This is a genomic window from Bacillus sp. PK6-025, from assembly GCF_056530265.1.
In genome coordinates this window covers 3,109,573-3,122,614 of record NZ_CP096509.1, presented here as the reverse complement: position 1 = coordinate 3,122,614, position 13,042 = coordinate 3,109,573, and the positions used below count along the sequence as shown (strand labels likewise).

Below are 13,042 nucleotides of genomic sequence, written 5' to 3'. Positions count from 1 at the left end.
TGCAGGCCTTTGACATTGGTCATCGGGTTGACCGGAGGGATTGCCAGCGGCAAAAGTACTGTCGCGCAAATGTTCCAGCAGTGCGGCATCACAGTCGTCGATGCGGACGTGATCGCGAAAGAGGCCGTTGAACAAGGGATGCCCGCTTATCACAAAATCGCAGAGACATTTGGTCAAGGCGTGCTGCTTGAAACAGGCGGTATCGACCGGAGAAAACTTGGAGAAATTGTTTTTACTAACGAAGAAAAGAGGATGCAGTTAAATGCGATCGTCCATCCGGAAGTGAGAAAAATGATGATCAAACAGCGCGACGAAGCCATCCGGGCCGGTGAACGGTTTGTTGTTCTCGATATTCCGCTTTTATATGAAAGCGGGCTTGAACATTTGACAGATAAAGTGATCGTCGTCTGGGTGCCGATGGAGCTTCAGCTTGAGCGGCTGATGAAAAGAAACCGGCTCACTGAAGACGAGGCGCTGAACAGAATTCACGCCCAGCATTCTCTTGACGAAAAAAAGAAAAAGGCAGACGCGGTGATCGATAACAGCGGCAGTCTGAAAGATACAGAAGCGCAGCTTCATCAGCTGCTTGATACATGGTCAAATATTGAAAAGTGAGCGCGAAATTGCGCTCACTTTTTTATTAGTCGTTTTTAAACTGGCTGTAATTCGCATAATACAGCGCGGTGCGTTGTGCACCTGCATACCGTTCGGCAAAAGCTTTGGCATTGCCTGCCTTCATCGTCCGATAACTGTAGTTGGATGAAGGTTTCCAGCTTGTTTCAGGCGATTTCTGTCCTTTTATCGCCGGATATGATCCGACATCTTTAAATGAGCCGTCTCCGTAATCATCAAGTATGCCTTTCTCGCTGCCCGTACCGAAGTAATTGGCTTCAGAATAAATTTTGGCCAATGTCGTTATCGTGAAGCCTAGATGGTAATTGTTGATATAATTGTTTTTCACATGAAAATGGCCGTAACGCATCAACCCGGGCGCCCTGACATAGAGATTCTCAAAGCGGTTGTGGCTGATTGTCATCCGCGGATATCCATTATATATACTGTGGTATTGCTTGTCATCTTGAGGCCAGCCGAGAATCAAGCCGTACCTGTGGTCTGTGAATGTGCTGTGAGACAGTGTGACGTAATCGGCTTTAGCGCCGATGTATAAGAGCTTGTCGAGATCGTGACCGTTTGCTGAATAGCTGTGGCCCTGGAATGTGACATGGTCAATCCAGTAATTCCTCGAATCTGTAATGTAAACAGGGATGTCGTTGTTTTCATTTATGAATGCATCATGTGCAATGATCAGATTTTTGAAAATCACGTTGCCTGAGTCCGTTTTTGTTTTAAAGTAAATGTTGTTCAGCTTATGTTTTTCATACGAGCCGATGATTGTTTTATTGGCACCCACCGTCAATACCGTTTTGGCTGAAGCGCCGATATTGCTGGAGACGACAATGGTGCGGGGCGTTGAACCTCCAATATTGGCTTTCAGTTCGCCCAGATTGTTGACATAGACGACTTTTCCAAGCAGGCCGCCGGTTGTGCCTGTTTTCTGCTTGCCATTCGTTTCCTTTGCATAGCCCGCGAAACCTTCGAGACCGTCGCTTGGAAGCTTCCACTTTTGGACGGAGCTGCCTGTATATTTGGCAAGCTTCACTCCGCTGCCGTCCAGTGTCAGGGCAAGGCTGTTGTTTTGCGCACTGACGATTTTATACGTGATAAAGTCTCCGTTTCCGTCTTTGTCAGCCCCGATAATATTCCACAACTCTTCTTTTCGTGAATTGTCATAGTAGACTACAGCGGGATTATTGTTTGACAACGCGTAATGGGAAGGGATGATAATTTTGCCGTTATCCATATTTCTGATTTTAAACTGTTTGCCGTCAGACGTATCCAGCCTCCATCTTTCTGCTTTTTCCCCGCTCGTCTGTTTTGCTGTTAGCGGTGCATTATCTTGATTCCCGGCGGGCGTGATGTTTATGCCTGATAAGCTTTCCAGCCTGATCATCTGTTTCGGATAACCTTCGTTCGCCGCGGAAGCGGCTGCTGTTCCTATAAAAAAATAAATGCCGGCCGCAGCCAAAAAAGAAATGATAAAATATATGTTTTTGGTCAGTTTCATGGTTGTCCTTTCTTGAAGACACTGCCTTCTGTCGTGTGAAAATTTGGCGCCGTTGGAAATTGTAGCACTAAAGATGTATTTGAAATATATGCTTTAATGCCGATTTTTTCTAGTTCTTTGTTCATTGTTTCACAAAAACCGCGTAAATTTGCTGTAAAAGAAACAAATGGTATGGCTAATTAAAAATAATGTGTTATACTTATTTTGAATAAATCATGATGTGGAATGACATAAAATAAGGGGTGCATATTTGATGAAAGTGAAAGTTGCGATAAACGGATTCGGCCGGATCGGCAGAATGGTGTTTAGAAAAGCGATGCTTGATGAACAGATTGACATTGCAGTGATCAATGCGAGCTACCCTCCGGAAACGCTCGCTCATTTAATAAAGTATGACACAAATCACGGCCGATATGAGCTTGATGTAAACGCTGGAGACGATTGCCTGTTCGTTAACGGTAAAAAGGTCATGCTGACCAATCAGAGGGACCCTAAACTTCTTCCGTGGGCGCAATACGGGATCGACATCGTCGTAGAAGCGACGGGGAAATTTAACGCGAAGGAAAAAGCGGAGGCTCATATTGAAGCCGGCGCGAAAAAAGTTATTTTGACAGCGCCGGGGAAAAATGAAGACATCACAATCGTGATGGGCGTCAATGAACGCGAATTTGATGCGGAGCGTCATACGATTATTTCAAACGCTTCCTGTACGACGAATTGTCTCGCTCCTGTCGCAAAAGTGCTTGATGATGCATTTGGCATTGAAAACGGCCTGGTGACCACTGTTCACGCATTTACAAATGATCAAAAAAATATTGATAATCCGCACAAAGACTTGAGAAGGGCGCGCGCCTGCGGTTCTTCGATCATTCCGACAACGACAGGCGCCGCGAAAGCGCTGTCACTTGTCATGCCGCATTTAAAAGGAAGAATGCACGGCCTGGCCCTGCGCGTTCCCGTCTCAAATGTGTCACTCGTTGACCTTGTGGCTGATTTAAAAAGCGATGCGACGGCAGAAGATATTAATGAAGCGTTCCGAATGGCGGCGGCAGGCTCGATGTCCGGGATCCTCGATGTATGCGATGAACCGCTTGTCTCATCCGATTTTAATACGAATCCATACTCGGCGGTGATCGACAGCCTTTCAACAATGGTGCTTGAGAACAGAAAGGTGAAAGTGCTCGCATGGTATGACAACGAATGGGGATATTCGTGCAGGGTTGTCGATTTAATCAGATACGTGGCTTCAAGAATGAAACACCCTTCGGCTGTATAAAATAAGAGCATGGACGGATAAAAAATAAATACCCCTTAACCATCAAATGATAAAACCGCCTTGCAAAAAATATTCAAACAAAGTATACTATTTTTCGTGAACTTCTAGTTCGTGAGCGCTTCGGCATTACTTAAAGGGTTAGGACCTCTCCGGACTAACTTTCCCCCGTGGTAAATGACCGGTTCAGTTGCTTGGAAATTCACTTTTCTAATTCTTGTTAAGGGGGGTCCATGCTATGGAAACAATGGGGCGTCACGTTATCTCCGAACTGTGGGGATGCGATTTTGATAAGCTGAATGACATGGATTTTATTGAAAAAACGTTTGTAAATGCGGCACTGAAGTCAGGTGCTGAGGTACGTGAGGTAGCCTTTCATAAGTTTGCACCTCAAGGTGTAAGCGGGGTTGTGATCATTTCTGAATCTCACTTGACCATTCACAGTTTTCCTGAACACGGATATGCCAGCATTGATGTTTATACTTGCGGAGATTTAGATCCGAACGTAGCTGCCGATTATATCGCAGAAGAATTAAGAGCAGAAACAAGAGAGAACATTGAAATACCGAGAGGCATGGGACCTGTTCAGGTGAAACAGGCCAACGCCAAAGCACAGGCACTTTAATGCCGATAGAGGAGCTGGATGAAAAAGCGGACACCGCTTTTAAAATCCGCTCCTTTTTCTTTCCTCTCGCGACAATCCCCGAAACATATTTTCCCCGGCATTCTCTTGCCCTAATTTGTTTTCCCTTGGAAATCAACCATTTTTTTAATAAAATATAGAGAAGAAAGACAAAGGGGACAGGGGATATGAGTCTTTTTCAAAACATTCACCGGTTTTTTTCTACACACGCCGAAACGTCTGACCGCCATCCTTCGGACAAGCTGAAGAGCCGCTATTATAAAGCGGCGTCAAAAGAAGCGCTCAATGCTGTAAAGGAAGTGCTGGAAGGCCTTGACGGCTGTAAGGTGACATCGGTGTCGGAAGAAAGAGGAGAAATCAGCGCCGAGGTGAAAAAAACGCGAAAAGCTTTTGTGGTGGCGACAGTCGTGTCGATTCGCCCTTTTGATACAGCGGTGGATTTTAATGTGTCAACGGAAACGTTTTTGCCGACCGATTTTGGCTACAGCCGCGGGCTTGTCTCGACGCTATACAGCGAACTGGACGGAAAGCTGCAGAAATCTGTACATTCAAACAATTGAATAGGGAGCTGAAAAAATGAAATGTCCAGCATGTCAGCATAACGGGACGAGGGTTTTGGACTCCCGTCCCGTTGACGAAGGCAGATCGATTCGCAGAAGACGCGAATGCGAATCATGCAACTATCGATTTACTACATTTGAAAAAGTGGAAGAAATTCCGCTCATCGTCGTAAAAAAAGAAGGAATCCGGGAAGAATTCAGCCGCGAGAAGATGCTCCGCGGTTTGATCAAAGCGTGCGAAAAACGCCCTGTCGCCTTAAAGCAACTTGAGGATATTTGCTTTGAAATTGAAAAAGAGCTTAGAAATCAAGGCGTTGCTGAAGTGAAAAGCGATATGATCGGAGAAATGGTGATGGACCGGCTTGCGAAAATCGACGAAGTCGCATACGTCCGGTTTGCTTCAGTATACCGCCAATTTAAAGATATTAACGTATTTATCGACGAGCTGAAAGACTTAATAAAGAAAGAACGGTAAAGAGCTGTAAATTAATCCAGCTCTTTTCTCATGATAAAACCACGGTCGTGTGACATGAAGGCCTGAAAAAGGTGTAAAATGAGGACAAGAAACAAAGTGGAAGGTTGACAAAAGATATGAGTAATTATTGGAAAGACTTGCTTCCTGTCGATCCGTACGTTGTCAAAAGCTGCGGATTGCTTCAGGACTTGGACCGGCAAATTGTCACGCTATTGTATCAGCCTCTAATCGGCTCTTTTTCATTCAGCTTGTTTCTCACGCTGTGGGGGGAACTGGAGCAAAACAGAGTCTGGGGGAAAAGCTCGACTCACAGACAGCTGATGGCGGCGATGCAGACCAACCTGAAGACGATTCACTCAGAGAAGGAAAAGCTTGAGGGAATCGGACTGTTGAAAACTTATATGAAAGAAACGGAAGACGAGCGTTTGTTTATATATGAATTGATTCCGCCGCTCAGACCGGATGAGTTCTTTCAGGACGGCATGCTGAATGTCTTCTTGTACAACCGCGTCGGAAAAGCGAGGTTTCAGCAGCTGAAAGAATACTTTTCCCACCCGTCTGTTCCCGAAGAAGCACGGGATATCACCCGTTCTTTCAACGAAGTTTTTGCATCTGTCCAGCCGAGCGAATGGAAGATGTCTGACGATATGATCGAAGCGATGGAGCTTCGCGAAGATCGTGAATGGATGAAAGAAGGGAATGGCAAACCGGCGGCGGTCACAGACGACGCCTTTGACTTTCAACTGTTTCTCGCCGGTTTATCCGACACGCTTATTCCGAGAAAAGCGCTGTCAGACCAAGTGAAGGAAACGATTAAAAAGCTCGCCTTTCTCTACGGGATCGAACCGCTTCAGATGCAAAACGTCGTCATGTCAGCCGTTGATGAGCACGATACGATCACGACAGAAGCGCTCAGAAAAGCGGCGAGCGACTGGTATCAGATCGAGCGCAGCGGCCCGCTTCCGGAACTCGTCGACAAAGTGCAGCCGATGAATCTCCGCGAACAGCCGAATCAACAGTCGTCAACGAATGCCAAGGAAGACAATTTGATTGCTTTGCTTGAGCAGGTATCGCCGAAAAAGCTGCTGCAGGATATCGGCGGCGGAGCGGAACCATCCAAAGCCGATCTGAAAATTATAGAAGAAATAATGCTTGACCAAAAATTAGAGCCCGGCGTCATCAATGTTCTGATTTATTATGTCATGCTGAAAACCGATATGAAGCTTTCGAAAAATTACACCCAAAAAATAGCTTCTCACTGGGCCAGAAAAAACGTTCGCACGGTTAGAGAGGCCATGAAGCTTGCGAAAGAAGAAAACCGCCAATATCTTGAATGGGCGGAAGGGAAGAAAAAGCCTTCCCGGAACAAGAAAGTCATCAGGGAAGAAAAGCTGCCTGACTGGCTTCGGGAAAGTGACGAAGCCGACAGCAAACCGCTCGAAACAGAGCCGGCCGGTTCCGTAACGAGAGAAGGCTTTGACCAACAGAAGCAGAAGCTGCTCGAAGAAATAAAAAAACTGAAAAACCATTCCGCTCTTTAATGTGAGGTGAAGATGATGGAGCCGATTAAACGCGCTTTGCAAGGCGTGACGACGAGACCCGATTTTCAAAAACGCCTTGAAGATATGAAAGAAAAAGTGCTCTCTGACAAGGATGTTCAGGAGTTTTTAAACAGCCGCCAGTCAGAAGTGGATCAAGGAATGATCGACAGGAGCCTAAACAAGCTTTATGAATTTACACAGCAAAGCAAAGGATGCCAAGACTGCCCGAGTCTGAAAGAGTGCAAAAACCTGATTCAAGGTTATCATCCAAAGCTTGTGATGAACGGAAAAACGATCGATGTTCAATATGACAGGTGTCCGGAAAAAAAGGCAGCGGACGAGAGGGAAAGACAGCGGTCGCTGATTAAAAGCATCTATATTCAACAGGATCTCTTGAATGCTACGTTTGCCGATATTGACGGAGATGATCCGAGCAGATTAAAGGTCCTTCAGCTTGTGACGGGCTTTTTGCATGACTATAACGAAACGGGAAAGGGAAAAGGCATCTACGTCTACGGGAAGTTCGGGGTCGGAAAAACCTTTATGCTGGCCGCCATCGCCAACGAGCTTGCGGCAAAGGACCATCCATCCATTCTCGTCTATGTCCCCGAATTTGTCAGGGAACTGAAAAATGCGATACACGATCAGTCGCTTGAAGAAAAGCTTGAGATGGTCAAGTCTACGCCGATTCTAATGCTCGATGATATCGGTGCGGAGTCCATGTCAAGCTGGGTGAGGGATGAGGTGCTTGGCGCCATCCTTCAGCACAGAATGTCTCATCAGCTGCCGACGTTTTTCTCTTCCAACTTTGACCCTGATGAACTGAAACACCATTTCACCTATTCGCAAAGGGGCGAAAAAGAAGAGGTGAAAGCGGCAAGGCTGATGGAGAGGGTGCTGTATTTAGCGACACCTGTCCGGCTGGACGGGAAAAACCGACGTCAGTAATCACATGATCCCGAGCTTCAATTACGGAGATGAAGAAGATGCAAAAAAGAACCTTGGCCAAATGGACGGTTATCGCCGTAATCGCGGCGGCCGGACTATGGTTGAATGCGAAATATCTGAATCTGAGCCCCGCTCATATAAGAGAAGGCGTCTTATCCTTCGGGATTTTCGCCCCGCTCATCTATATCGGATTATTGATGATCCGGCCGTTTTTGCTGCTACCTGCTTCCGTTTTCGCCGTCAGCGGGGGCCTCGCATTCGGTCCGCTGTTTGGCTCTTTGTATTCTTTTATCGGTGCGGCGGGCGGTGCATTTTTGTCATTCGCTGTTGCATACAGGCTCGGCGGAAACCTTCAGCACATGCCGCTGAAGCTTGACAGCCTGCGGACGCTTTTGCGGAAAAACGGCTTTTTCTGCATTCTGCTCTTGAGGCTCGCGCCGATTCATTTTGACGCGGTTAGCTATGCGGCAGGCGTGTCAAAAGTGAAGCCCCTGTCGTTTGCCCTGGCGACGGCTGCGGGCATCATTCCGGGCACCGTTATTTTAAATGTGCTCGGGTCAAGCCTCTTGACCGGCGACATCATAGCAATTGCAGCTACAGCGGCAATTTACTTGATATTCATTACCGTGCCTCTTTTGTTCAGAAAAAAAGTGCAGGCGCTCCTCGATTAAGGGCTCATCCTTTTTTTACGTCTATTTTATTTGTCACCCCCATATACATGTATCAGATGTTGTTAGGGGGGACAAACATGCTTGAAATTACATTTGAAGATGATTATGATACAGCCGCGTTTTTGCATCTCCTTCGCAATGCGGATGCGAACCGGCATATCAAGATTCACGAAGCACCAGGGAAGATCGGAATTGAAAAGACCCATTCCTCTGTCAGTATTCAGGCCTATATTGAGCCGGTTCTGACGAGATTTTTTACAGAATGCAAAGAAGACGAATACATGCTTTCGGTTATTGAAGGCGATTATTACTTTTTGGACCGGGATGAACAGCAGCAGATTCTTCAACTGGCCCACAGCATTATGGAGGGCGAACTTGAAGGGCTTCCTCTCAACAAGGACGACACCCCTCGCGAACATTACATCATTCAGGAGCTCCAAACGATTTGTCTTGAGGAAAACGTCTTTTCCATTCGGTCTTTTATGACATTTCGCCTCGGGAGGTATTATGAACGCCTCAGGTCTTATGTGGAGGCGGCAATTGACGAGTATAAAATGGAACAGGAATATCAGACATTCATTCAATCGCTGAGAGACTACGTCATGTCGAAAGAGCCGATGCTTGACCATGTCCGCATTGTGCACGACGGTTATTTTGTATTGTGGGAATTAAAGTATATTTCTGAACGGGAACAAAAAAAATACATAGACAGGCGGTTCGTAAGAGAACACCCGATGTATATTGATTCCCATCTCCTGGCTCCGCTCGTATCGATTGCGCCGGAAAAAATAGACCTCTATACAGAAGACCGGGAACACGCCATGGTTCAGACCATTCAAAATATTTTTCAGGAGCGCGTACGGATTCTTTCGCTTGACGCCTTTCATCCGCGAGAAAACATTTTGGAAGAGCATTCTTGATTTTGTGTGAAAAACGATTTATAATACGATGTAAACTTAAAGATATTATGTATCGATAAGGACATGAAAAGATGAACACCGGTTTGACAGAGAGGGAGACCACGGCTGAAAGTCTCTTAAGCCAAGGAGCATTTTTTTACCGCCTTTGAACATCAGTTGTGAACGGCAATGTGTCTAGTAATGACTGACGGGACTTCCCGTTACAGAACCGAAAGCCGAGAGCGCGACGGGTTTTTTGCGTTTTCGGGAAAAAGGGTGGAACCACGAATTCCGTTTATTAATCCTCGTCCCTTTCATAGGGGGACGGGGATTTTTTATTTTGTAAAAAAAAGGAGTGACTAGGATGTCAGATATGGTAAAAATCAAATTTCCTGACGGAGCGGTTAAGGAGTTTGCAAAAACGACGACAACAGAAGATATCGCGGCATCAATCAGTCCCGGCTTAAAGAAAAAATCAATAGCGGGGAAATTAAACGGCAAAGAAATCGATCTGCGCGCACCGATCCTTGAGGACGGCGCCATCGAAATCATTACAGAAGGCAGCGAAGAAGCGCTTGAAATCATGCGCCACAGTACTGCACACTTAATGGCCCAGGCGATCAAGCGCCTGTATAAAAACGTGAAGCTTGGCGTGGGTCCGGTCATTGAAAACGGCTTCTACTACGATGTGGATATGGAAGAAGCGCTGACTCCGGAAGACCTTCCGAAGATTGAGAAGGAAATGAAAAAAATCGTTGGCGAAAATCTGCCGATCGTAAGAAAAGAAGTCAGCCGTGAGGAAGCCAGAGCCCGGTTTGCCGAAATCGGCGATGATTTGAAATTGGAACTGCTTGATGCGATTCCGGAAGGTGAAACGGTATCGATCTATGAGCAGGGCGAATTCTTCGATCTGTGCCGCGGTGTTCACGTTCCTTCGACAGGAAAAATCAAGGAGTTCAAACTGCTGAGCCTTGCGGGAGCATACTGGCGCGGAGACAGCAACAACAAGATGCTCCAGCGCATTTATGGTACGGCTTTCTTCAAAAAAGCGGAGCTTGATGAGCATCTTCGCCTCCTTGAGGAAGCAAAAGAACGCGACCACAGAAAGCTCGGAAAAGAACTGAAGCTGTTTGCGATTTCGCAAAAGGTAGGGCAAGGGCTGCCGCTTTGGCTGCCAAAGGGTGCAACCATCAGACGCGTCATCGAGCGCTATATCGTTGACAAAGAGCTTGCGCTCGGCTATGAGCACGTGTATACACCTGTCCTTGGCAGCAAAGAACTTTACGAAACGTCAGGGCATTGGGATCATTATCAAGACACAATGTTCCCTCCGATTGAAATGGACAATGAAACATTGACGCTTCGACCGATGAACTGTCCGCATCATATGATGATTTATAAAAACGACATTCACAGCTACCGTGAACTGCCGATCCGGATCGCGGAGCTCGGAACGATGCACCGCTACGAAATGTCAGGCGCTCTCTCAGGTCTGCAGCGTGTTCGCGGGATGACTTTGAATGACGCGCACATTTTCGTCCGTCCCGATCAAATTAAGGAAGAGTTCATCCGCACTGTCCGCCTGATTCAGGAAGTGTATGAAGACTTTGGCCTTGAGCAGTACTCATTCCGCTTGTCTTACCGCGACCCTGAAGATACAGAGAAATATTACGATGACGATGAAATGTGGAACAGAGCGCAATCGATGCTGAAGGAAGCGATGGACGAGATCGGACACGATTATTACGAAGCCGAAGGGGAAGCGGCGTTCTACGGACCGAAGCTTGACGTTCAGGTCAAAACAGCAATCGGAAAAGAGGAAACACTGTCAACTGTACAGCTGGACTTCCTTCTTCCTGAAAAATTTGATCTGACATATGTCGGAGAAGACGGAAAACCTCATCGTCCGGTCGTCATTCACAGAGGTGTCGTTTCCACAATGGAACGGTTTGTCGCTTTCTTAATTGAGGAGCATAAAGGCGCATTGCCGACATGGCTTGCCCCTGTTCAGTTCCAGGTCATCCCTGTATCGCCGTCCGTGCATCTTGACTACGCCAAAAAAGTTCAAGAGCGCCTGCAGCGTGAAGGACTTCGCGTTGAAGTCGATATCCGTGACGAGAAAATCGGCTATAAAATCCGTGAAGCACAGATGCAAAAAATCCCGTACATGCTTGTCGTCGGCGACCAGGAAGTTGAAAACGAAGCCGTCAACGTCCGCAAATACGGAGAGCAAAAATCAGAAACAGTTGCCTTTGCAGACTTCATTAAAAAAGCCGTTGCAGAAGCAAAGAAATAAACGAGAAAAAAGCATGATTCCCGCTCGGGAGTCATGCTTTTTTGCTTAGTTTGTCGGCTGTTTTTCCGCGGAGGATATCGAACAGTTCGCTCAAATGGCTGATTTCGTGATCGGGTGTAAGGTCAGTTTCATTCTTTTTGCCTTTGCGGTTGACCCAGACGGTTTGAATGCCCGCTCTGGAAGCCCCGAGAATGTCGGTGTTCAAGTTGTCTCCGACCATCACGGCATCATCCTTTGTCATGCCGAGGAGGCTGAGGCAGTGTTCAAATATGCTTGGATCAGGCTTTCCTTTTCCGAATTCACCAGAAATGACGATTTCATTAAAATAAGGAGCAAGTTCCGGTACGCCTGCCAACTTTTCTTTCTGCAGGCTCGGATCGCCGTTTGTCAGCAAAAGAAGCTCTACTTTTCCTTTCAGTTCATCTAAAACGGCAAATGTTTCTTCATACACGAAAGGGCTCTTTCGGCGCACTGCGGCGAAATATTCGCCGAGTTCTTCCCCGAAGGCGGGATCGTCGATGCCAAACGCCTTCAATCCGTTTGTCCATGCGTTTTTTCTGTATTCAGGAACAATTTTGTTCAGTTTTTGAAAGCCTTCGCTGATCGGCTCGCTGAAGTTTGACCACAGGCCTTCAAATGGGTTGATGCCGATCATGACGGTGTATGGATATGTTTCATAAGACGTGTAAAGCTTTCGCGCTGCTTCGCGGACCGCTGCTTCAAATTCTTCCGCATGGATTCCGTATTTTTCTTCAGCTTTAAGACACGTTTTGGAAAATGCTGTGCTGACGCTTTTTTCATCCCAGAGCAATGTATCGTCTAAATCAAAAAATACGGCTTTCATGATCTTCTCCTCTGCCATTAATTTATAGAATTCTCTTATTTATTTTACAATAGATTAAATGGATGTGAAAGAAATGAATTTAAGAATGTGATGTAATGCAGTGTCAAAGTGTGAAAGCTTCTCGAATATGATAGAATGAAACGGGTTTCTATTGTTTGGAAATGCAGGGGATTTTTAAGATGCATCTTATGTTCGTGATAACGGGCTCACATGCGGACAGAAGAAGCAGATACAGTGTAGAAATGGAAGGAATGGTTTTGTGAAAAAACGATGGATATTTTGGTGGATTTGTAACATATTTTGGATGGCCGTTTTTGTAATGGGGACGGCTCTCGTGTGGCTGAGAGATGTTGATGGCGCCGGTGTTACTCAAACGCCTGAGCTTAAATTAATAGCGTTTATCGTTTTATTGATTGCATTTATATTTCCATTCATTATTCAAGTTGTGTGGCTGATTGTTAATTTGAAAACGGGTAGCAGCAAATAAGGTAAAGGCAGCAATTGTTTGCTATCTTCAGCGTGTCGACAAACCCTCGCATTCGTTGTCAGGCCTGCGCGTCGGTGCTCACGAATAGAGGAAGGATCGGCGGCTAACCACCCAGGCGTCCTGCCTGAACACCGCCGTCATCACCTCCTGTGAAAGTCCGCTCCGATGCTCGGCCTTCCTAGACTGCAAGGGTTTTCAATCACGCTGAAAGGATGACAAAATCCCAAAACAAAAAGTCGTTTTGGGATTTTGTCAACAATCTGAAGGCAGCAATTGTTTG

General features: G+C 46.3%; 13 protein-coding genes. 11 read left to right on the top strand and 2 right to left on the bottom strand.

The genetic code is table 11. The features are described from left to right. The first annotated feature begins 9 nt into the window (after positions 1 to 9). Positions 10 to 615: a dephospho-CoA kinase gene (coaE, locus tag M1D67_RS15970; RefSeq protein WP_195201913.1), complete on the top strand. Its 606-nt coding sequence runs from the start codon at positions 10 to 12 to the stop codon at positions 613 to 615. 25 nt (positions 616 to 640) lie between these two features. Here coaE and M1D67_RS15965 read toward each other — a convergent pair whose 3' ends face one another. Further along, positions 641 to 1,861 (bottom strand): pectate lyase family protein, encoded by a 1,221-nt coding sequence (locus M1D67_RS15965; protein ID WP_229029929.1) that lies wholly within the window; start codon positions 1,859 to 1,861, stop codon positions 641 to 643. Positions 1,862 to 2,378: 517 nt separating this feature from the next. On the opposite strand from M1D67_RS15965, the gene M1D67_RS15960 reads away from it, so the two are divergent. From M1D67_RS15960 to thrS, 9 genes are all read left to right on the top strand, one after another. Then, the gene (locus M1D67_RS15960; protein ID WP_020452546.1) at positions 2,379 to 3,401 is read left to right on the top strand and encodes a glyceraldehyde-3-phosphate dehydrogenase; all 1,023 of its coding nucleotides are present in this window, start codon (positions 2,379 to 2,381) and stop codon (positions 3,399 to 3,401) included. A 235-nt stretch (positions 3,402 to 3,636) separates the two neighbouring features. After that, positions 3,637 to 4,023 carry an adenosylmethionine decarboxylase gene (gene speD / locus M1D67_RS15955; protein WP_020452545.1) on the top strand — a complete coding sequence of 129 codons (387 nt, stop codon included), beginning with the start codon at positions 3,637 to 3,639 and terminating at the stop codon, positions 4,021 to 4,023. Positions 4,024 to 4,208: 185 nt separating this feature from the next. Next, positions 4,209 to 4,601 (top strand): hypothetical protein, encoded by a 393-nt coding sequence (locus M1D67_RS15950; protein WP_020452544.1) that lies wholly within the window; start codon positions 4,209 to 4,211, stop codon positions 4,599 to 4,601. A 16-nt stretch (positions 4,602 to 4,617) separates the two neighbouring features. Beyond that, positions 4,618 to 5,076 (top strand): transcriptional regulator NrdR, encoded by a 459-nt coding sequence (nrdR, locus tag M1D67_RS15945; RefSeq protein WP_020452543.1) that lies wholly within the window; start codon positions 4,618 to 4,620, stop codon positions 5,074 to 5,076. 116 nt (positions 5,077 to 5,192) lie between these two features. Beyond that, positions 5,193 to 6,617: a replicative helicase loading/DNA remodeling protein DnaB gene (dnaB, locus tag M1D67_RS15940; protein ID WP_023855478.1), complete on the top strand. Its 1,425-nt coding sequence runs from the start codon at positions 5,193 to 5,195 to the stop codon at positions 6,615 to 6,617. A gap of 15 nt (positions 6,618 to 6,632) precedes the next feature. After that, positions 6,633 to 7,565: a primosomal protein DnaI gene (gene dnaI, locus M1D67_RS15935; RefSeq protein WP_479831386.1), complete on the top strand. Its 933-nt coding sequence runs from the start codon at positions 6,633 to 6,635 to the stop codon at positions 7,563 to 7,565. Positions 7,566 to 7,603: 38 nt separating this feature from the next. Next, a complete protein-coding gene (locus tag M1D67_RS15930) occupies positions 7,604 to 8,236 on the top strand; it encodes a TVP38/TMEM64 family protein (RefSeq protein WP_026579089.1) in 633 nt (210 codons plus the stop codon). Between the two features lie 77 nt (positions 8,237 to 8,313). Next, positions 8,314 to 9,156 carry a putative sporulation protein YtxC gene (gene ytxC, locus M1D67_RS15925; protein ID WP_020452539.1) on the top strand — a complete coding sequence of 281 codons (843 nt, stop codon included), beginning with the start codon at positions 8,314 to 8,316 and terminating at the stop codon, positions 9,154 to 9,156. Between the two features lie 343 nt (positions 9,157 to 9,499). After that, a complete protein-coding gene (gene thrS, locus M1D67_RS15920) occupies positions 9,500 to 11,431 on the top strand; it encodes a threonine--tRNA ligase (protein ID WP_020452538.1) in 1,932 nt (643 codons plus the stop codon). A gap of 31 nt (positions 11,432 to 11,462) precedes the next feature. Here thrS and M1D67_RS15915 read toward each other — a convergent pair whose 3' ends face one another. After that, a complete protein-coding gene (locus M1D67_RS15915; RefSeq protein WP_020452537.1) occupies positions 11,463 to 12,275 on the bottom strand; it encodes an HAD family hydrolase in 813 nt (270 codons plus the stop codon). A gap of 259 nt (positions 12,276 to 12,534) precedes the next feature. On the opposite strand from M1D67_RS15915, the gene M1D67_RS15910 reads away from it, so the two are divergent. Then, positions 12,535 to 12,762 (top strand): DUF3923 family protein, encoded by a 228-nt coding sequence (locus tag M1D67_RS15910; protein WP_020452536.1) that lies wholly within the window; start codon positions 12,535 to 12,537, stop codon positions 12,760 to 12,762. Positions 12,763 to 13,042: the final 280 nt, after the last annotated feature.

Bases quoted from the DNA above. Each gene is read 5' to 3' on its own strand.
- M1D67_RS15915 (WP_020452537.1), bottom strand. From the start codon at position 12,275: ATGAAAGCCGTATTTTTTGATTTAGACGATACATTGCTCTGGGATGAA.
- ytxC (WP_020452539.1), top strand. From the start codon at position 8,314: ATGCTTGAAATTACATTTGAAGATGATTATGATACAGCCGCGTTTTTG.
- M1D67_RS15950 (WP_020452544.1), top strand. From the start codon at position 4,209: ATGAGTCTTTTTCAAAACATTCACCGGTTTTTTTCTACACACGCCGAA.
- M1D67_RS15965 (WP_229029929.1), bottom strand. From the start codon at position 1,861: ATGGATAACGGCAAAATTATCATCCCTTCCCATTACGCGTTGTCAAAC.
- dnaB (WP_023855478.1), top strand. From the start codon at position 5,193: ATGAGTAATTATTGGAAAGACTTGCTTCCTGTCGATCCGTACGTTGTC.
- nrdR (WP_020452543.1), top strand. From the start codon at position 4,618: ATGAAATGTCCAGCATGTCAGCATAACGGGACGAGGGTTTTGGACTCC.
- M1D67_RS15930 (WP_026579089.1), top strand. From the start codon at position 7,604: ATGCAAAAAAGAACCTTGGCCAAATGGACGGTTATCGCCGTAATCGCG.
- M1D67_RS15960 (WP_020452546.1), top strand. From the start codon at position 2,379: ATGAAAGTGAAAGTTGCGATAAACGGATTCGGCCGGATCGGCAGAATG.
- speD (WP_020452545.1), top strand. From the start codon at position 3,637: ATGGAAACAATGGGGCGTCACGTTATCTCCGAACTGTGGGGATGCGAT.
- thrS (WP_020452538.1), top strand. From the start codon at position 9,500: ATGTCAGATATGGTAAAAATCAAATTTCCTGACGGAGCGGTTAAGGAG.
- dnaI (WP_479831386.1), top strand. From the start codon at position 6,633: ATGGAGCCGATTAAACGCGCTTTGCAAGGCGTGACGACGAGACCCGAT.